19 protein-coding genes and 1 riboswitch are annotated in these 19,098 nt (G+C 29.3%); of the genes, 17 read left to right on the forward strand and 2 right to left on the reverse strand.

Annotated features, from left to right (window positions below):
• The first annotated feature begins 7 nt into the window (after window positions 1-7).
• The 11 genes from IC219_RS00700 to IC219_RS00750 all read left to right on the forward strand — a co-directional run bounded on the left by IC219_RS00700 (window position 8) and on the right by IC219_RS00750 (window position 9,920).
• Window positions 8-958 carry an ABC transporter permease gene (locus IC219_RS00700; RefSeq protein ID WP_227433013.1) on the forward strand — a complete coding sequence of 317 codons (951 nt, stop codon included), beginning with the start codon at window positions 8-10 and terminating at the stop codon, window positions 956-958.
• A 23-nt stretch (window positions 959-981) separates the two neighbouring features.
• The gene (locus tag IC219_RS00705) at window positions 982-1,944 is read left to right on the forward strand and encodes a sugar ABC transporter substrate-binding protein (RefSeq protein ID WP_227831109.1); all 963 of its coding nucleotides are present in this window, start codon (window positions 982-984) and stop codon (window positions 1,942-1,944) included.
• A gap of 368 nt (window positions 1,945-2,312) precedes the next feature.
• The gene (locus IC219_RS00710; RefSeq protein WP_227433016.1) at window positions 2,313-2,945 is read left to right on the forward strand and encodes a YitT family protein; all 633 of its coding nucleotides are present in this window, start codon (window positions 2,313-2,315) and stop codon (window positions 2,943-2,945) included.
• A gap of 168 nt (window positions 2,946-3,113) precedes the next feature.
• The gene (locus IC219_RS00715; protein ID WP_227823772.1) at window positions 3,114-3,257 is read left to right on the forward strand and encodes a hypothetical protein; all 144 of its coding nucleotides are present in this window, start codon (window positions 3,114-3,116) and stop codon (window positions 3,255-3,257) included.
• Between the two features lie 23 nt (window positions 3,258-3,280).
• Window positions 3,281-3,358, forward strand: a complete 78-nt coding sequence (gene kdpF / locus IC219_RS21925; protein ID WP_227433307.1) for a K(+)-transporting ATPase subunit F — start codon at window positions 3,281-3,283, stop codon at window positions 3,356-3,358.
• A gap of 45 nt (window positions 3,359-3,403) precedes the next feature.
• A complete protein-coding gene (gene kdpA, locus IC219_RS00725) occupies window positions 3,404-5,080 on the forward strand; it encodes a potassium-transporting ATPase subunit KdpA (protein WP_255612887.1) in 1,677 nt (558 codons plus the stop codon).
• 24 nt (window positions 5,081-5,104) lie between these two features.
• A complete protein-coding gene (kdpB, locus tag IC219_RS00730; protein ID WP_227831108.1) occupies window positions 5,105-7,162 on the forward strand; it encodes a potassium-transporting ATPase subunit KdpB in 2,058 nt (685 codons plus the stop codon).
• An 18-nt stretch (window positions 7,163-7,180) separates the two neighbouring features.
• A complete protein-coding gene (locus tag IC219_RS00735) occupies window positions 7,181-7,807 on the forward strand; it encodes a K(+)-transporting ATPase subunit C (protein ID WP_227433020.1) in 627 nt (208 codons plus the stop codon).
• Window positions 7,808-8,044: 237 nt separating this feature from the next.
• A complete protein-coding gene (gene cysK / locus IC219_RS00740; protein WP_227433021.1) occupies window positions 8,045-8,953 on the forward strand; it encodes a cysteine synthase A in 909 nt (302 codons plus the stop codon).
• Between the two features lie 26 nt (window positions 8,954-8,979).
• Window positions 8,980-9,570 carry a serine O-acetyltransferase EpsC gene (gene epsC, locus IC219_RS00745; protein WP_227433022.1) on the forward strand — a complete coding sequence of 197 codons (591 nt, stop codon included), beginning with the start codon at window positions 8,980-8,982 and terminating at the stop codon, window positions 9,568-9,570.
• 161 nt (window positions 9,571-9,731) lie between these two features.
• Window positions 9,732-9,920 (forward strand): ferredoxin, encoded by a 189-nt coding sequence (locus tag IC219_RS00750; RefSeq protein ID WP_227433029.1) that lies wholly within the window; start codon window positions 9,732-9,734, stop codon window positions 9,918-9,920.
• A gap of 53 nt (window positions 9,921-9,973) precedes the next feature.
• On the opposite strand, the gene IC219_RS00755 is transcribed toward IC219_RS00750, so the two are convergent.
• Entirely contained in the window at window positions 9,974-10,843 is an 870-nt protein-coding gene (locus IC219_RS00755; RefSeq protein ID WP_227831107.1) for a methionyl aminopeptidase, read from the reverse strand.
• Window positions 10,844-10,986: 143 nt separating this feature from the next.
• On the reverse strand, window positions 10,987-12,240 hold the full coding sequence (locus tag IC219_RS00760; RefSeq protein WP_227831106.1) for an anthrax toxin lethal factor-related metalloendopeptidase: 1,254 nt from the start codon (window positions 12,238-12,240) through the stop codon (window positions 10,987-10,989).
• A gap of 290 nt (window positions 12,241-12,530) precedes the next feature.
• Between IC219_RS00760 and IC219_RS00765 the strand changes: the two genes are divergently transcribed.
• The 6 genes from IC219_RS00765 (at window position 12,531) to IC219_RS00790 (ending at window position 19,016) form a co-directional block, all read left to right on the forward strand.
• The gene (locus IC219_RS00765; RefSeq protein WP_227433034.1) at window positions 12,531-12,842 is read left to right on the forward strand and encodes a GIY-YIG nuclease family protein; all 312 of its coding nucleotides are present in this window, start codon (window positions 12,531-12,533) and stop codon (window positions 12,840-12,842) included.
• 93 nt (window positions 12,843-12,935) lie between these two features.
• A riboswitch (TPP riboswitch) is annotated at window positions 12,936-13,028 on the forward strand.
• Window positions 13,029-13,131: 103 nt separating this feature from the next.
• Entirely contained in the window at window positions 13,132-13,926 is a 795-nt protein-coding gene (gene thiD, locus IC219_RS00770) for a bifunctional hydroxymethylpyrimidine kinase/phosphomethylpyrimidine kinase (protein WP_227433035.1), read from the forward strand.
• A gap of 22 nt (window positions 13,927-13,948) precedes the next feature.
• Window positions 13,949-14,740: a hydroxyethylthiazole kinase gene (gene thiM / locus IC219_RS00775; protein ID WP_227433036.1), complete on the forward strand. Its 792-nt coding sequence runs from the start codon at window positions 13,949-13,951 to the stop codon at window positions 14,738-14,740.
• A 21-nt stretch (window positions 14,741-14,761) separates the two neighbouring features.
• Entirely contained in the window at window positions 14,762-15,394 is a 633-nt protein-coding gene (gene thiE, locus IC219_RS00780) for a thiamine phosphate synthase (RefSeq protein ID WP_227831105.1), read from the forward strand.
• Window positions 15,395-15,530: 136 nt separating this feature from the next.
• Window positions 15,531-15,833, forward strand: a complete 303-nt coding sequence (locus tag IC219_RS00785; RefSeq protein WP_227433038.1) for a PTS sugar transporter subunit IIB — start codon at window positions 15,531-15,533, stop codon at window positions 15,831-15,833.
• Between the two features lie 426 nt (window positions 15,834-16,259).
• On the forward strand, window positions 16,260-19,016 hold the full coding sequence (locus tag IC219_RS00790; RefSeq protein WP_227433040.1) for a sigma 54-interacting transcriptional regulator: 2,757 nt from the start codon (window positions 16,260-16,262) through the stop codon (window positions 19,014-19,016).
• Window positions 19,017-19,098: the final 82 nt, after the last annotated feature.

The following is a 19,098-nucleotide window of genomic DNA, read 5'->3' on the forward strand; positions in this document are numbered from 1 at the left end:
GACTGAGATGAAAAAAGCTTTTGAGAAATTGAATTTAAGAGATTATGGAGTATTACTAGGTTTTTTGGCTTTATGTATAGCGATAAGTGTTGCAACTCCATCATTTTTAGGTAAACAAAATATACTTAATCTTTTGCGACAATCTTCTATAATTGGAATAATTTCGGCAGGTATGACTTTTGTTATAATATCTGGAAACTTTGATATATCAGTTGGGGCAGTAGCAGCTCTTGCAGGTGCTATAACGATGAAATTTGCGACTGGTGGAACCAATTTATTTGTATCTATGCTTTTAGGTATAGCAATTTGTGCAGTAATAGGACTAATAAATGGGATAGTAGTTGCAAAGATAAATGTACCATCGCTAATAGCTACTATGGCTATGGTTACTATTGTAAGAGGATTGCTTTTGATGCTTACAGGAGGATATCCAATTACTGAAAATATACCAATACTCGATTATATTGGAAATGGATATTTATTTAATATACCAATACCAGTAGTAATTTTCTTTATAGTAGTACTAGTTGCATTTATTGTACTAAATAAAACTAAGTTTGGTAGATATGTTTATTCTGTAGGAGGTAATCAAGAAGCAAGTAAACTCAATGGTATAAATGTGGATTCCCATAAAATAAAAGTATTTATTATTAATGCTGTACTTGCAGGAATAGCTGGGATTGTACTAACTGGAAGACTTGGAACGGCAACTGCGATTGCAGGTGAAGGCTATGATATGGATGCTATTGCATCTGTTGTAATCGGAGGGACATCAGTAGCAGGAGGCTCTGGCTCTGTACTTAAAACTGTTATAGGTGTGTTACTTATGAGTGTTATAAACAACAGTTTTAATCTTCTTGGAATAGATGTATATTTCCAATACATATTTAAAGGTTTAATAATTTTAGCAGCAGTTGGATTTGATTCTTATAGCAAGAAAAAGCTTGCTTCAAGATAAAAAATAAGAGGGGGAAATTTTTTATGAGAAAATTAATGAAACATTTAGCATTATTACTATCACTTGCTATGATATTCAGTTTAGTTGGATGCTCAAATGATAGTGGAAAAGGAAAAGATGGAGAAAAAAAGATAGCCGTATTGTTGCCAGGTTCAACAGGTTATTTTGTAGCAACTAAACAAGGTATAGATGCAAAATCTAAAGAATTAGGTGTAAATGTAGAATATGCAGATGCTCAATGGGATGCTAGTAAACAATTATCACAAGCTGAAGATTTTATGGCTAAAGGAGTAGATATGATTGCATTATGTGGAGTTGATTCTGCTGTAAGCGAGAGAATAGTTAAGGCTGCTAATGATTCAGAAGTTCCTATAATAGCATTTACAAATTCTATAGGAAGTAACTCAACTGGAGAATTTAAAGGCTTAGTTACCTATATAGGGCAAAATGAGGAAGAAACAGGAGCATTAACAGGTAAAATTGCTAAAAACTTATTAGGAGAAGCTGGTGGAAAAGCTGTATTAATAGAAGGTGTTCCAGGAACTACTCCACAAGTATTAAGAAAAAAAGGTCTTGAAAAAGAGTTAAAAGATAGTAACATACAAATAGTTTATAACCAAACTTCAAATTGGGAGAAAGAGCAAGCCTTAAAGGTAACAGAAGATTTAATTCAAAAGAAAACTGATTTTAATGTTATAATATGTCAAGATGATAACTCTGCTCCAGGAGCAGGACAAGCTTTAAAAGATGCTGGTCTTAAAGATAAAGTTAAAGTTATAGGTTTAGGTGGAAGTAAAGACGGATTAAAAGCTGTAACTGATGGGTTAATAGATGGTACAACTTATATGTCTGCTGTTGAAGAAGGTGCATTAGTTATAGAAAAGGCATCTAATTTCCTTAAAGGCGAAAAAGTTGAACCTGTTACACAAATTAAACAAGTTGAAGTCAACAAGGATAATATTTCAGAATTTAAGGGTGAATGGTAAGATATTACATACATTAAAATTGAGAGAGTTACTTTATATAGTTTCTAAAGTAACTCTCTCTTTAAATCCAACCTAGTAATAAGTTATTGGATAGTATTTCTAAACAAATAAAAAATTAATATAAACAAAGACTTATTTATACTAAATTATAAGTCAAATTAATATAAACTTATGTAAAATGAGAAAACATTTAAAGTATTGAAAATACTAAGGTTCAAAAGAATTATTAAAAAAACATAAAAAAACATAAAAAAACTATTGAAAAAAATAAAAAAATTTTGTATAATTAAAGTTTTAAAAAGTGTGGTATACAAAGCCAATTCTTTTGTATATAATATATATAAATTAAGAAAAAGGAAGGGATATGTATGGCCAGGCGGTTATTTTTAGAAAGAATTGGACTTATATTATTAGGTTCAGCAATATTAGCATTTGGAGTTTATAATTTTTACTATCTAAACAACATAACAGAAGGTGGAGTGTTAGGTATTTTACTACTGTTAAAAAATTTATTCAACATACAACCAGCAATAGCAAATATTGTAATTGATGGTTTACTACTTTTAGTAGGATATAAATTTTTCGGTAAAAAATTCCTAATATATTCAATAGTAGCTTCTATAAGTTTTTCAGTATTATATGATTTATTTGAAGCTATAGGACCTCTTGTACCACAATCACAAAATATGCTTTTATCAACTATTTTGGCAGGTATAACTGTAGGAGTAGGAGTAGGGATAATAGTAAAAGCAGGTTGTGCATCGGGAGGAGACGATGCTTTAGCATTAGTAATTTCTAAGACTACATCTTTGAACATAGGGCAAGTTTATCTAGCAACAGATGTTATTGTATTGTTGTTATCATTAGTTTACCTATCCGCATTTGATATTTTTTATTCTTTAATTGCTGTTACGATTAGTGGTAAAGTAATTGATTTTATTTACTATCATGGTAAAAATTTAGATATGGATATGAGTAATGAAATAGTTCCAGAATGTTAATATAAACTAAATAACAGTATTTTTGAAAGGTGGCAAACTTGCCTCCTTTTTTTATGTCTAAATTAAGTAGAGAAGAGCTAATTTTATATTTATGCAATACTAATCAATAATAGATGTATCTTAACCCTATCTTTATACCTAAAATGATAAGATAAATGAAGTAGCAATATGAAACCAAAACGTATCAAAGAAACTAAAGTAAATGGAGGAGTCGAAATGTTAGATATAGTGATGATAGTGTCACTGGCTATAGGATTTATTTCCATGAAGTTGCTTGCTGGCTGGTGTGGGAAACAAACTGAAAAAAAATAATGTAATGTATGGAGGTATTACCTATGTGGTTTCTGGCAGTTGTAATTGTAATGTTGATAGTATATTTGGTGTATGCGCTTATTAATCCTGAAAAATTCTAAATAGTATAGAGGTAATAAGCAAGTTGAATTGGGGGGAAAATTTTTATGGTACAGATAGTAATAGTATTGGCGATATTTATGGTTTTAGTAATACCTATGGGTAAATATTTATATCATATATCCACTAATCAAAAAACATTTGGAGATAAAGTGTTTGATAAAATAGACAATGGAATATATAAGGTATGTAGCATAGATAAGAAAAAAGAAATGAATTGGAAGCAATATGCTTTAGCTTTATTAGTTACAAATGCAGTCATGGTGTTTATAGGATATGTAATACTTAGAACTCAGAGCATGCATATTTTTAATCCTAATGGAATTAAAGGTATGGAACAAAGTTTATCATTTAATACAATAATAAGTTTTATGACAAACACGAATCTTCAACATTACTCAGGTGAAACAGGGCTTTCATATCTTAGTCAAATGACAGTGATAATATACATGATGTTTACATCAGCAGCAACAGGATATGCAGCGGCCATGGCATTTGTAAGAGGGTTAGTAGGCAAAAAGAAAACATTAGGCAACTTTTATGTAGATTTAATTAGAATAACAACAAGAGTACTTTTACCAGGGGCTTTAATTGTTGGTATTATATTAGTTACACAAGGAGTACCACAAACTTTTGCTGGTACAGAAACAGTAACTACTATAGAAGGAAAACTTCAAGATATAGCTAAAGGTCCTGTGGCAGCACTTGAATCAATAAAACACTTAGGAACAAATGGAGGAGGATTTTTTGGTTCAAATTCATCACATCCATTTGAAAATCCAACAATAATATCAAATATAGTAGAGATGTTATCTATGATGATATTACCAGGAGCTTGTGTTGTTGCATTTGGACATATGATAAAGAATAAAAAACAAGGCTGGGTTGTATTTGGTGCAATGTCAATCATATTTTTAATAGGTTTAGTGGTTTGTTTTAGAGCAGAAAGTGCAGGAAATCCTATCTTATCACAATTAGGACTTAATCAAAGCATGGGAAGTATGGAAGGTAAAGAAGTTAGATTTGGTATAGCTCAATCAGCATTGTTTACGACAGTGACGACTTCCTTTACAACTGGTACAGTTAACAACATGCATGATACTTTAACTCCTCTAGGAGGATTAGTACCACTTTTAAATATGATGTTAAATGTCGTATTTGGTGGTAAAGGTGTAGGTCTTATGAATATGCTAATGTACGCTATAATAGCAGTATTTTTATGTGGATTAATGGTAGGAAGAACACCAGAATTCTTAACTAAGAAAATTGAAGGAAAAGAAATGAAGCTTATAGCTTTACTTATTATATTACATCCACTTTTGATACTTATGTTCTCTGGACTTGCAGTAGCATTACCAGCAGGTCTTGAGGGAATTTCAAATCCTGGATTCCATGGATTATCACAGGTTTTATATGAGTTTGCATCTTCAGCAGCTAATAATGGCTCAGGATTTGAAGGTTTAGGAGATAATACTATGTTCTGGAATATAACAACAGGTATAGTTATGTTTTTTGGAAGATATGTGTCTATTATAATATTACTTGCAATATCAAGTTTATTAGCATCTAAGAACTCTGTAAATGAAAGCATAGGAACACTTAGAACTGATAATTTCACATTTACAATAATTTTAGTATTGGTTGTTTTAATTGTTGGTGCTTTAACATTTTTCCCAGCCTTAGCGCTTGGACCTATTTCAGAGCATCTAGTATTATGGCACTAAAAAATTGGGAGGGAGTAAAATTTTATGGAAACTAAAAAAACAAAGTTTATTACAAAAGATATTTTCAAAACTTCCATTATAGAAGCTTTTAAAAAATTAAATCCTAAATATATGATGAAAAATCCAGTTATGTTTGTTGTAGAGATTGGATTTATAGTAACTTTGATACTTACAATAGTACCTAGTTTGTTTGGAGATGAAGGTAATAACTTAAGAGCTTATAATGGGATTGTAACAATAATACTATTTATAACTGTTCTTTTTGCAAATTTTGCTGAAGCTGTAGCTGAAGGTAGAGGAAAAGCACAAGCAGATACATTAAAGAAAACTAGAAAAGATACAGTTGCAAGAGTTTTAGATAAATTAGGAAATGAAAAAATGATAAGTGCAAGCGAGCTAAAACAGGGAGATATTGTTTTAGTCAATGCAGGAGAAGTTATTCCAAATGATGGAGAAGTAATAGAAGGTATAGCTTCTGTGGATGAGTCAGCAATAACTGGAGAATCTGCACCTGTTATGAGAGAATCTGGAGGAGATTTCGCTTCTGTTACAGGAGGAACTACAGTTGTAAGTGACTGGCTAAAAATAAAAATAACAACAAAACCAGGAGAATCCTTCTTAGATAAAATGATAGCTCTTGTAGAAGGAGCTTCAAGACAAAAAACACCAAATGAAATTGCTTTAAATACTTTATTGGTGGGATTAACACTTATATTTATGGTTGTTTTAATCTCTCTTTATCCAATGGCAAATTATGCAGGTGTAAAGATTCCAATTTCTACTATGATAGCACTTTTGGTGTGCTTAATACCAACTACGATAGGTGGATTATTGTCAGCTATTGGTATTGCAGGTATGGATAGAGTAACTAGATTCAATGTTATTGCAATGTCAGGAAAGGCAGTGGAAGCTTGTGGTGATGTTGATACTATGATTTTGGATAAGACAGGTACTATTACTTATGGAAATAGACTTGCATCAGAATTTATAGCAGTTGGAAATGCAGATTCAAAAAATTTAATAAACTATGCTGTTATGTGCTCATTAAAAGATGACACACCAGAAGGAAAGTCTATAGTTGATTTAGGGATAAAACTAGGTTCAACAGGAAAAACAAAAGAGGCCGAAGAAGCTGAGTTTGTAGAATTCTCTGCACAAACTAGAATGAGTGGTATAAATTTATCTGATGGAACAGCTATTAGAAAAGGGGCTTATGACAGTATAATAAATCGAGTAAAATCTTCTGGTGGATTAGTACCAGACGATTTAGAAGAAAGTGTGAATAGAGTAGCAAAATTAGGTGGTACACCTCTAGTAGTGTGTGTCGATAATGAGATATACGGTATTATCTACTTAAAGGATACAGTAAAATCAGGTCTTGTAGAAAGATTTGCTAGACTTCGTGAGATAGGAATAAAGACAATCATGTGTACAGGAGATAATCCTTTAACAGCAGCCACAATTGCAAGAGAGGCTGGAGTAGATGGATTTATTGCAGAATGTAAACCAGAAGATAAGATAGAGGCAATAAAAAAAGAACAATCTGAAGGTAAAATAGTTGCTATGACAGGGGATGGAACAAATGATGCTCCTGCACTTGCTCAAGCAGATGTGGGTCTTGCTATGAATAGTGGTACAACATCTGCAAAGGAAGCAGCAAACATGGTAGATTTAGATTCAGACCCAACTAAAATATTAGAAGTGGTTGAAATAGGAAAACAGCTTTTAATAACACGTGGTGCTTTAACAACATTCAGTATAGCAAATGATATTGCAAAATACTTTGCAATTATACCAGCTATATTTACCCTTGCAATACCTCAAATGGAGATATTAAATATAATGAAGCTTTCTACATCATTTAGTGCGATATTATCAGCTTTAATATTTAATGCTATAATTATCCCATGTTTAATACCTCTTGCTATGAAAGGGGTAAAATATAGACCTATGAAATCGCAAGCTATGCTAATGAGAAATATGCTTATTTTTGGTCTTGGTGGGGTTATAGTACCATTTTTAGGAATAAAAGTAATTGATTTATTAATTACACCTTTAGTAATGGTTCTTAATTTAGGTTAATAAATGGAGGATATAAAAATGAAAACATTAAAACCAGCATTGCTTGTAAGTCTTGTATTGTTATTTGTTTGCGGACTTGTATATCCACTTGTTTTAACAGGCGTAAGTCAAGTTGCATTTAAAGATAAAGCTAATGGAAGTATGATAGAAGTAAATGGCGTAAAGGTTGGTTCAGAGCTTATTGGTCAAAGTTTTACAGATGCAAGATTTTTTAAGGGAAGAGTTTCATCAGTAAACTATAATACTTATACAAAAGAAGATTTAATACCAGATAAGGATGGAAATACAGTTTATGGCGGTGTTTCATCGGGTTCTTTTAATTATGGGGCAACTAATCCAGAGCTTCATGATAGAGTTCAAAAAGACATTGAACAGTTTTTGAAGGATAATCCAGGTGTAAAAAAAGAAGATATACCAACAGATTTGCTTACAGCATCAGGTTCAGGACTTGACCCTAATATAAGTCCCGCTTCTGCAAAGGTTCAGATACCTGCTATAGCAAAAGTATCAGGAATATCAGAGAGTAAATTACAAAAAATTGTAGATGATAATACTTCAAAAAAACTTTTCGGAGTTTTAGGTGAAGATAGAGTTAATGTGTTAAAGGTTAATGTAGAGGTTGCAAAAATATTAGGTCTTATATAGTATTTCGTAGAATTTTTGTAGTGAAGTATTGTGTATGACTTAGCATAAAGCTTGAAGTTTGAAGAGTGAAAATCGATAATGATTTTCACTTTTTTTGTTTGAATATTACTAATATTAGAAATAAAACAATTGAAAGGATAAAATCCAAAAAAAGGTTGCATTATCAAAATGATAATACTATAATATATTTATCGTTATCAATTTGATAATAGAATTGGACATATAGGAGGAAGTAGTATGTTATATAATAACGCATTAGAGTTGATAGGAAACACACCTGTAGTAAGGTTAAATAATTTAGGATGTACTAACGGGTGTTCTAACATATATGTAAAATTAGAAAAAGTAAATCCAGCAGGAAGTATAAAAGATAGAGCAGTTTATGAAATGCTAGAAGGATTAGAAAAAAGAGGAGAATTAAAAAAGGGTGATGTACTAGTAGAAGCAACTAGTGGCAACACTGGTATTGCATTATCCATGATAGGAAGATTAAAAGGATATGAAGTAGTAATAGTAATGCCAGAGACTATGAGTATCGAGAGACGAGATTTAATGAAGGCTTATGGAGCAAATTTAGTACTTACAGATGGAAAAGCTGGAATGTCAGGCTCTATAGAAAAAGCAAATGAACTATTGAGAGAAAATCCAAACTATAAAAGTTTGAAACAATTTGAAAATAAAGACAATCCAAATGCACATTATAAAACAACAGCAGTTGAAATTATGAATGATGTTAGAGATTTAGATATATTTGTATGTGGAGTTGGAACAGGTGGTACTTTAATAGGGACTGCAAGATATTTAAAAGAGCAAAATCCAAATATAAAAGTAGTTGCACTTGAGCCAAAAAAATCTCCAGCTATATCAGAAAATAAAACTGGACCTCATAAAATACAAGGAATAGGAGCTAACTTTGTTCCTGAAAATTATGATTCTAGTGTAGTTGATGAAGTAATATTAGTTGATGATGAAGATGCTTTTGATACAGTTAAATTACTTGCATCAAAGGAAGGGATTTTGGTAGGTATATCTTCTGGAGCAAATATATTTGGAGCTATGGAAATGGCGAAAAAATATCCAAATAAAAAAATAGTAACAGTAGCTCCAGATGGAGTAGATAAATATATGTCCATGGGAATATTTTAATAATTTTATTTGAGGGAGTGAATACTTTGTTTAAAAAAATAAATAAAGATATTGAATATATAATGAAGAATGATCCAGCAGCTAGATCTAAGATAGAAGTTTTTTTACTATATCCATCAGTGCATGCAATGATAATGCATAGAATAGCTCATTTTCTTTATAAGAAGAAGATGCTTTTTTCAGCTAGATTAATATCCCAGATATCCAGATTTATGACTGGTATAGAAATACATCCTGGAGCTAAAATGGGAGAAGGTATTTTGATAGACCATGGAATGGGTGTTGTAATTGGCGAAACAGCTGAAGTGGGAAATAGAGTAACAATATATCAAGGAGCTACTTTGGGTGCTACAGGAAAGGATACTGGCAAGAGACATCCAACTGTTGGCGATGATGTATTAATTGGAGCTGGAACAAAAATACTAGGACCTTTAAATATCGGTTCTAATTCAAAAATAGGTGCAAATTCAGTTGTTGTTAAAGATGTACCTAATGGAGCCACAGTTGTTGGTATACCAGCAAAAATAGTGAAAATAAGAAATCTAGAACCTGTAAAAAAGAATAAAAGAGAAGTATCCTACGAATACGAAGAGTTAGACAATGTATATTATATATAGTCATAACACAACTATAAAATAAATTTTATAAAATTTATTTTGAAAAGGTATTATTTTCAAATTTGAGGACATAATAAAAAAGAACTGAAGGTCAAAGTTTTAGTTCGCCAATCGTTGGTAAACAAAAATTTTAAATTTGTAACATATAGGAGGATTTTATTATGAAAGCAAATGTTAATCAAGATACTTGTATAGGTTGTGGATTATGTCCATCAATATGCCCAGAAGTATTTGACATGGCTGATGATGGAAAATCACATGTTATAGTTGATGAAATACCAAGTGATGCTGAAGAATCAGCAAAAGAGGCTAGAGAAAGCTGTCCAGTTGATGCAATAGATGTGCATTAACAAAAGAAAAGCCTATGAAGATTGAAAGCTCAATCTTTATAGGCTTTTATATTTTATTGAGTTAAAATTTCAATTCCTGTTTCTGTAACTAAAACCATGCACTCCCATTGAGCAGATAATTTACCATCTTTTGTGTAGATAGTCCAATCATTTTCTTCATCAACAAAAATCTCATGAGTTCCTTCATTTACCATAGGTTCTATAGTAAATATCATTCCAGGAACCAACAACATTTCAGTTCCTTTTTTAGAAACATAACTTACAAATGGGTCTTCATGAAAACTTAGTCCAACTCCATGCCCACCAATTTCTCTAACAACAGAATATCCATTTTCTTTTGCATAAGAATTAATAGCATCACCTATATCACCCAAGAATCCCCATGGTTTAGCAGCTTCAAGACCTTTTTGAATGCATTCTTTAGTAACTTGAACCAGTTTTTTTGCATTTTCTTTAACATTTCCTACCATAAACATTCTTGAAGCATCTGAGTAATATCCATTAAAAATAGTAGACACATCTACATTTATAATATCTCCATCCTTTAATAGGATGTCTTTACTTGGGATACCATGACAAACTTCATTGTTTATTGATGTACATACACTTTTAGGAAAACCATTATAATCTAGTGGTGCAGGAATAGCTCCATTTTCTAATGTAAAGTTATGGACTAATTCATTTATATCTTCTGTAGACATTCCAACTTTAATTTTGTCCGAAATATAATCTAAAATCTTTGTGTTTATTACAGCACTTTTTTTAATTTCTTCAATTTGTGTTGTATTTTTTATGATGTCATGAGTAGGTACAATATGACCTAGCTGAGCAAATGAATTTATTTTATTATCTATATCCATATGACATTTTTTATATTTTTTAGTACTTCCACACCAACAAGCATCGTTTCTGTTTAATTTCATAACTCTTCATCCTTTTTATTATTTATTTAAATTATGGGCTACATAAACTATTTTAAAATATAACCATTAGAAATATTATAACATAAATATCAAAAAGTCTTTTATAAAGAGTACTTTATTAAATAGAAATATATTATTAAGTATTAATGTGTTTCATAGCTTAGTTCTAATTCTTCAAGAAAATTATATGTTAAAGGACAATTTTCTTTCAATATATTTTTTGAGTCTTCATCAAGATAATAATGCACAAATGATTCCGCAAAAAATTCTTCTGGGAATTTACTAATATATGCATGTGCAACTTGTTTAGGGTCATAAAGTTTATACCTTTCTTGAATAAACACTTCCATAAATTCTTCTGAATTTGATTTTTTGTCTAATACATTTTTATCTATAGCATGTGCAGTTTCATGTAATTCCAAATTTTTAGCTGAATGAACATTTGCATAACTAGGGTTACTATAACCTATTTTAGCCACAATAGAGTTATTTCTATATACCCCAGGTACATCTTTCCAAGTTTTACCTGATCTTACCCAGCATGGAGGTAATTGGTGTTTTAAATCACTAAATTCTGGTTCATCAGTTAAATTTGAATTTATTAATTTTATAATTATATCTTTTTCTTTAAGTGTTTGTAGATATTTTCCATTTATGTTTGAAAGTCTGTTTTTCATGTTTTCAACTTCATCTTTATCATAGTCTGAATTATCTGGAAGGATAAGCATTTGTTCAATTATATCTATATTACTTTCTCTTATATTTTTACTGTTTTTGTTAACTTCATATTTGAGGCTATCATCTCGATAAAAAGTCATATTTGCATCGTTTTCTGAAAAAGAGGAGTGAATATTTTCTAAGTCTAAAATGTTCATTTGATGTAAAATATTTTTTGTTTCACCACTCCATACCACTAAAGAAATTGAATTAAAGTGAATTAGTGGATTTTCTTTCATTTTTGTTTTATTACTTATACTGACATCGAATACATATTCAATGGAGTTTTCTATATCAAGATTGTTTGTATTCTTCTTAAGATATAGATATGCTTGTCTTAACTCTATATAAATGTTATCTAAAGATTCGTCGAAAAATTCTGATAGATTGTTTGTAAATATTTCTTCACTTAAAAGTTCACTTTTATCAGTTACACTTTCAATTAAAGTATTAATTTCTTTTATCATCTCAGGAATATTTATCTTCTTGCTTGCTTTTTCATCAGATACATTGCATGGTGCAAGAGCAATGCAATAAAAATCTTCTTCTTTTTTATAAAAGGCTTTAAGTGATTTTGACAAAAGTGTAAAGTCTACACCTATCTGTAAATTGACTTTAAATAAGTTCTTTTGTGATAATTCAATATTATTGCTTTTAGCTATAATTAAATTGTTTTCCATAATCATTGCCCCCTTTTTATTAGGTTATCATAATTTTTTTATATATGTCAATTTATTTTTTGAAAATTATAATTTTTTTGAAAATTTTATTTTTTATATTTGTGAATTTTTTGTTAGAAGAATAAATATGTTATTAATATGTCAAAATTTAGCGTCAAATACTTTTAGAGTCTACTTTACGAATTTACATTTGAGTTATTGTTATAGCTCACCAATATATAAAATTTACAGCAGTTTTTTTTATTTTATAATATAATGTTTATATATTTAATTTAAGGATGTGAATTAAGATGTATTTTACATATATTATAAGGTGCAAAGATGATTCTCTATATACTGGATATACTAGCAATATAGAAAGAAGAATGAATGAGCATAAGTCAGGAATTAATTCAAAGTATACAAGAGCAAGGGGATTTAAAAAGTTAGAGGTTTATTTTGTAACAAATACAAAAAGTAATGCAATGAAATTAGAATACTATATAAAAAAGTTAACTAGGGATAAAAAATTATCTATAATAAAAAATCCCAATATACTTATAGATTCAATTGACAATAAAGAAAATTATATTATTGGAGAAGAGATAAAAGAACTGAAGTAAGTGTCTTTAATTATATTGTAAATAAGTATATACAGTGTAAAAACTTGACAATAAATACTATTGTAATATAATGAAGTTATAAATATAATAAATTAAAATAGCTAGGGGAGCCAAGAGCTGAGAGGAATACCGACCCTTACACCTGAACTGGATAATGCCAGCGTAGGAAAGCTTAGTATAAAACTTAAGTATGTATTATTTGTGATATATGCGAATTTCTAAGCTATACCTATTGTAGGTATAGCTTTTTTAGTTAATCTATTTAAATTAAATTTTTAGGAGGGTATAAATGAGTAACTACAAAATACCAACACTTACAATAGCTGGTTCAGATTCATCTGGAGGAGCTGGAATCCAAGCTGATTTGAAAACTTTTAGTGCAATTGGCACATATGGAATGAGTGTAATAACAGCTATAACGGCACAAAATACTCAAGGAGTTTTTGCTGTAGAAGATTTAAGCCAAAGTATAATAAAAAAACAAATAGAGGCAGTATTTGATGATATACCTCCAAGAGCAGTAAAAATAGGAATGGTTTCAAGCCCAGAAATTATACTTGAAATAGTTGAAAATTTAAAAAAATATAATCCAGAATATTTAATAGTAGACCCTGTAATGATATCTAAAAGTGGATATTATTTATTAAAACCAGAAGCAAAGGAAAATCTAATTAATTATTTAATACCACTTGCATATATAATTACACCAAATATTCCAGAAGCAGAAGAAATTACAGGAATAAAAATACATAATGTAGATGATATGAATAGAGTAGGAAAGAAAATATTAGAGCTTGGACCTAAATTTGTTCTTATGAAAGGCGGACATTTAGATGGAGAAGCAGTGGATATTTTAGTTGGTAAAAATATATTTGAAGTGTATAAAAGTGAAAGAATTGATAAAAAAAATACACATGGAACAGGATGTACATTATCTTCTGCAATAACATCTTATCTTGCATTAGGTTATGAAATAAAAGAAGCAGTAAAATTAAGTAAAATTTATATAACAGAAGCAATAAAAAATAGTTTTGATATAGGTCATGGAGTAGGCCCAGTACATCATTTTTATAAGTTTGAATAATAAAATTTTATGGAGGTAGAATATGTATAATTTAATTGAAGAAGTAAAGAAAGTAAACCCATTAGTAATTCACTATACTAATAATGTAACAATAAATGATTGTGCTAATGTAACTTTAGCTATAGGTGCAAGCCCTCTTATGAGTTTTTCATATGAGGAAGTAGAAGAAATGGTAAGTATAGCAAATGCTGTAGTTATAAATATAGGAACTATGAATTCAAATATATTAGATTTGTTTTTATTGGCTGGAAAGGCGGCAAATAAATACAATAAACCTGTTATCTTAGACCCAGTGGGAGTCTTTGCAAGTAAAGCCAGAGCAGAACTTACAAATAAGCTTTTAAATGAAGTTAAATTTGATGTGGTTAAAGGGAATATAGCAGAAATAAAATTTATAGGTGGCTTTGATGTAATGGGTAAAGGTGTAGATTCCTTTGATGATGAAGAAGATTCTACTGATATAATAAAAAAAGTTTCTGAGAAGCTTGAATGTATAGTTGCAGCAACTGGAAAAATAGATATAATAACTGATAGTAAGAATACATATAAAATAAATAATGGAACTGATAAATTAAAAGGTATTACAGGCACAGGGTGTATGACTGCTAGTTTGATTGCAAGTTTTATGGCTGTGACTAAAAATAAATTAGAAGCAGCTACAATGGGTGTACTTACAATGTCGTTAAGTGGGGAGCTGGCTAATTTAAATAATCCACCAATAGGTACATTTAAAGAAAAGCTAATGAATTCTATTTATCAAATGGATGAAGAGATTATAAGTAAAAACTCTAATATTGAATTTTTAAATGAATAAATGGTCAACAGGAGGCTGTAAATGATAGATAAAGAATGTTTAAAAAAAGACTTAAAGTTATATTTAGTGACTGATTCTGAAATGCTAGAAGGTAGAGATTTTTATAAATGTATTGAAGATGCAATTGTTTCTGGAATAACAACGGTGCAACTCAGAGAAAAAAATGCTTCTGGAAAAGAATTTTTAAAAAAGGCTATGAAGCTAAGGGAAATAACTAGAAAACATGGTGTTAAGTTTATAATAAATGATAGAGTAGATATAGCAATTATTTGTGATGCAGATGGAGTGCATGTAGGACAGAGTGACATTGATGCAAAGGAAGTTAGAAAGCTTATAGGGAAAGATAAAATACTAGGTGTATCAGCAAGAACTTTAGAAGAAGCTATCTGTGCAAAAAATGATGGTGCAGACTATTTAGGTATAGGGTCTATATTTACAACATCTACCAAACTGGATGCTAAATCCGCATCATTTGAAACTGTCAAAGAAATTAAAGAAAAGATAGATATACCATTTGTATTGATTGGTGGTATAAAACTAGATAATGTAGATAAACTTAAGTGCTTAAATAGTGATGGATATGCTATAATATCTGCTGTATTAAAATCTGAAAATATTTCTGAAGAAGTAGAAAAGTGGACATTAAAAATATAAAATGAGTTAAGGTAGTGAAAAAATTGGAAAAATTTGATATAATTTAAAAGTAAAATATAGGAAGTTATAAATGTAAACTTTTCTACATATACTTTTTAATCAAAATATATGTAGATTTGATTAAAAGGAGATATTAATGATTAGGATATTATTAGTGTGTGTTGGCGGTATGTCTTCTACTTTATTGGTAAATAAAATGGAGAAAGATGCAAAGAAAAGAGATATAGACTGTAAAATATGGGCAGTTGGAGAGGGAAATATAAAATCAGAACTTGGTAATTTTGATATTTTGCTTCTTGGGCCACAGCTTAGATTTATGTTTGATGATGTAAAATCTATAGTTGGAGATAAAGCTCCAGTAGCTATAATAGATATGGTAAACTATGGTACTTGTAATGGTCATGCTGTATTAAATGCAGTACTAGAAATACTAAATTAAATTAATCACTGATAGTGAACTCTATGATATAGAGTTCACTTTTTATATTTTATAGTTCTTTTTCAAATTTTTTTATTTTCAACAAGGCTGATTTAAATTGTTCATCTTCATAGACTCTTAATATATAATTAACTTAGAAAAAAATTATTTCTAGAAAAAAATTAATAAAGGAGAATATAAGGTAGAGTTGTTTCTATATGTAAATTATTCCTAAATTTGCACTGATTATATACTTATCCATTTAGATTTTAATCTATTCAAAATACACTTCTATTTACTCGTTTATCAATTTATATGGCAATAATTGGATTTGATTGTATGAAATTAGTGCAGTACTATTTATTAGAATAAAAGAATATAATTTATTTTTTCACTAATATATAAAGGATATACTGGTATCATTGACATTTATATTGGAGGTTGATTATGAAGAATGAAATTTTACGTTTTATAAATGAAAAGGTATTATTTGACAATTTTGATGAACTTAAAAAACAAAGTGGTATAGTAACAGAAGATATAGTAAAAAAGTTTAATTTAAGTAGAACTCAATCAAGCAGATTATTAAATGATTTGGTAAAGTCTGATAATCTTATAAAGATAAATAGTAGACCTGTTATCTTTCTACCAAAAAATAAGATAAATGATGCAATAGGTCCTACGAAAAAAAGTATTTATGAAAGTGTTGATGAACTTAGTAATGAGTGTAAATTATTAAAGCAGGAGATTGTATTTAACAGTATTATAGGTCATGAAAGTAGCCTAAAGGAGGCAATAGAGCAAATAAAAACCGCTGTACTTTATCCAAATGATGGACTTACAATAATGCTAACAGGTGAAAGTGGTGTAGGTAAAACTTTTTTAGCGAAGGTAATATATAAGTATAGTGTAAGTAGTAATATATTAGAAAAAAATGCTCCATATAATGTACTAAACTGTGCACAGTACTATAATAATCCAGAGTTATTATCAAGTATACTATTTGGACATGTCAAGGGGGCTTATACTGGAGCAAATGAATCTAGAGCTGGGTTAATAGAGAAATCTGATGGTGGTATATTATTTTTAGATGAGGTACATAGATTAAACAGTGAAGGTCAGGAAAAGTTATTTACATTTATGGATACAGGTACATTTTCTAGAATTGGAGAGAATGGAGTAAATAGAAGTGCTAAGGTAAGGCTAGTATTTGCTACAACAGAAAGCTTATCTGAGTTTTTGCAGACTTTTTTAAGAAGAATACCTATAAATATTTATGTTCCCAATATAGAGGAAAGAGGAACTATTGAAAAAAGGAAGATTATAGAACATTTTATATATGAGGAAAGTAAGGTGCTTGGTTTACCTATAGAGATAACTCAAATTACATTAAATACGATTTTAAAGATAAAATTCAAAGGTAATATAGGTGAATGTAAAAATGTAATAAAATATGCATGTGGAAGGGCATATGCAAAAAACCAAAAAAGAAATGGAAATATTTTTGTTACACTTCAAGACCTTCCTAGAAATATTTATATAGAAAATGTAGATATATTTCAGTTCCAAAGTGCTAAAAGCAAAAGTATTGTGTTTTCTCCTAAACAATTTAATATTGAGACATCAGATGAAGGAAATAAAAGAAATATAATATATCAAAGTCTTACAAAGTGTTTAGATTATTTTGATAGACTAGAAAAAAAAGAAATAACAAAAGAGATATTTAGTGAAAAGAGCTCAAACTTAATGATTAGGTTAATGGATAACCTAGTTTTTTCAAATAATGATGAAAATAAAAATGTACTTATGGAGCTTATAATATCTATAATGCAGGATATATTTAGAAATTTAGAAGTTAACAACAATATAAAATATGATGGAAATAATGTATTAGCATTTTCTTCGTATCTTTATTTGAAGGATGAGTCTTATCAATTGTCTGATGAATGTAAAATCTTACAAAGTAAATTACTAACATATTTAAAGAAAGAAAATTACAAAGAATACTCTATAGTAAATAAAGTATCGACATTAATAGCAAATAGATTGGATATGTATCTTAATAATGTAGATATAATTATAATGATTATATTTATTAAGTCGACAGTTATAAGAATGAAGTCTAATAAAGTTAATGCAATGATTATAGCACATGGGTATGCTACTGCTAGTAGTATGGCAAATGTATGTAATCGTATGTTGGGTAAAAATGTATTTACAGCTATAGATATGCCTATAGATGCGACAATTGCTGATGTATCAAATCAAATGTCTAGATACTTGGAAGGAGATAGGATAAAAAATGGACTAGTTGTGTTATTTGATATGGGCTCTCTTAATCTGATATATGAAGATTTAAAAAGTAAAATAAGTAGTCCAATGTTGTTTATAGACCAAATATCCACTATTTTTGCACTAGAGGTAGGTAATTTATTAATGCAAGGTAAAAACATTGAAGATATAGCAGAAATTATGGATGAAGAAATTAAACCCAACATACAATTGTATTATCCTCAAAAAAATAAAGAGTATGCTATAGTATCTTCTTGTTTTACTGGGATAGGTACTGCTATAAAAATCCAACATCTACTTTCAGAAAGCTTAATGGGGATAGTTGATGTTAAGATAATACCGCACGATTATGAGAGTCTTGTTTCTATGGGAGATAAAGATCCACTTTTTAAAATGTATGATGTATTGGCCATAGTAGGAACTGCTAATCCAAATGTAAATGGAGTAGACTTCATACTACTAGAGGATATAATATCAGGAAAAGGAGAAGATGATGTCTTTAGAATATTTAGTAAAGTAGTAGAAAGTGAAAAAATCAAAAACATAAATGATTCTATCATAAAGAATTTTTCTTTGATTAGAGTAATAGACAGTTTGACTATTTTAGACTCAAAAAAAATAATAGAGAGAATAGAAGAAGGAATCAATGCTATAGAAAATAATCAAAAGAAAAAACTTCCTAATGATAAAAAAATTGCTTTATATGTTCACTTAAGTTGTATGATTGAAAGATTGGTTAGACAAGCTGAGATTGAAGAATATACTGATATGAATTTATTAATTAAAAACCATCACAGTGAAGTTAAACTAATAAAAAATGCATTTAGTGTGCTAGAAAAGAGTTATAGTGTGCAAATATCTATTTCAGAAATTGGATATATCTATAATATTATTTATGGTCCACTTCAGTAAAATACAGTATTAAAAAATAAATAAATAAAATTGAAAAAAAGTATGCCACTAGTTGGCATGCTTTTTGCTTTTATAAATAAAC

Source organism: Clostridioides sp. ES-W-0018-02 (assembly GCF_020658175.1).
Taxonomy (GTDB): Bacteria; Bacillota; Clostridia; order Peptostreptococcales; family Peptostreptococcaceae; genus Clostridioides.

Excerpts from the sequence above, each read along its gene's own strand:
- IC219_RS00700 (WP_227433013.1), top strand. The coding sequence starts at position 8 with ATGAAAAAAGCTTTTGAGAAATTGAATTTAAGAGATTATGGAGTATTA.
- IC219_RS00705 (WP_227831109.1), top strand. The coding sequence starts at position 982 with ATGAGAAAATTAATGAAACATTTAGCATTATTACTATCACTTGCTATG.
- IC219_RS00710 (WP_227433016.1), top strand. The coding sequence starts at position 2,313 with ATGGCCAGGCGGTTATTTTTAGAAAGAATTGGACTTATATTATTAGGT.
- IC219_RS00715 (WP_227823772.1), top strand. The coding sequence starts at position 3,114 with ATGAAACCAAAACGTATCAAAGAAACTAAAGTAAATGGAGGAGTCGAA.
- kdpF (WP_227433307.1), top strand. The coding sequence starts at position 3,281 with ATGTGGTTTCTGGCAGTTGTAATTGTAATGTTGATAGTATATTTGGTG.
- kdpA (WP_255612887.1), top strand. The coding sequence starts at position 3,404 with ATGGTACAGATAGTAATAGTATTGGCGATATTTATGGTTTTAGTAATA.
- kdpB (WP_227831108.1), top strand. The coding sequence starts at position 5,105 with ATGGAAACTAAAAAAACAAAGTTTATTACAAAAGATATTTTCAAAACT.
- IC219_RS00735 (WP_227433020.1), top strand. The coding sequence starts at position 7,181 with ATGAAAACATTAAAACCAGCATTGCTTGTAAGTCTTGTATTGTTATTT.
- cysK (WP_227433021.1), top strand. The coding sequence starts at position 8,045 with ATGTTATATAATAACGCATTAGAGTTGATAGGAAACACACCTGTAGTA.
- IC219_RS00750 (WP_227433029.1), top strand. The coding sequence starts at position 9,732 with ATGAAAGCAAATGTTAATCAAGATACTTGTATAGGTTGTGGATTATGT.
- IC219_RS00755 (WP_227831107.1), bottom strand. The coding sequence starts at position 10,843 with ATGAAATTAAACAGAAACGATGCTTGTTGGTGTGGAAGTACTAAAAAA.
- IC219_RS00760 (WP_227831106.1), bottom strand. The coding sequence starts at position 12,240 with ATGGAAAACAATTTAATTATAGCTAAAAGCAATAATATTGAATTATCA.
- IC219_RS00765 (WP_227433034.1), top strand. The coding sequence starts at position 12,531 with ATGTATTTTACATATATTATAAGGTGCAAAGATGATTCTCTATATACT.
- thiD (WP_227433035.1), top strand. The coding sequence starts at position 13,132 with ATGAGTAACTACAAAATACCAACACTTACAATAGCTGGTTCAGATTCA.
- thiM (WP_227433036.1), top strand. The coding sequence starts at position 13,949 with ATGTATAATTTAATTGAAGAAGTAAAGAAAGTAAACCCATTAGTAATT.
- thiE (WP_227831105.1), top strand. The coding sequence starts at position 14,762 with ATGATAGATAAAGAATGTTTAAAAAAAGACTTAAAGTTATATTTAGTG.
- IC219_RS00785 (WP_227433038.1), top strand. The coding sequence starts at position 15,531 with ATGATTAGGATATTATTAGTGTGTGTTGGCGGTATGTCTTCTACTTTA.
- IC219_RS00790 (WP_227433040.1), top strand. The coding sequence starts at position 16,260 with ATGAAGAATGAAATTTTACGTTTTATAAATGAAAAGGTATTATTTGAC.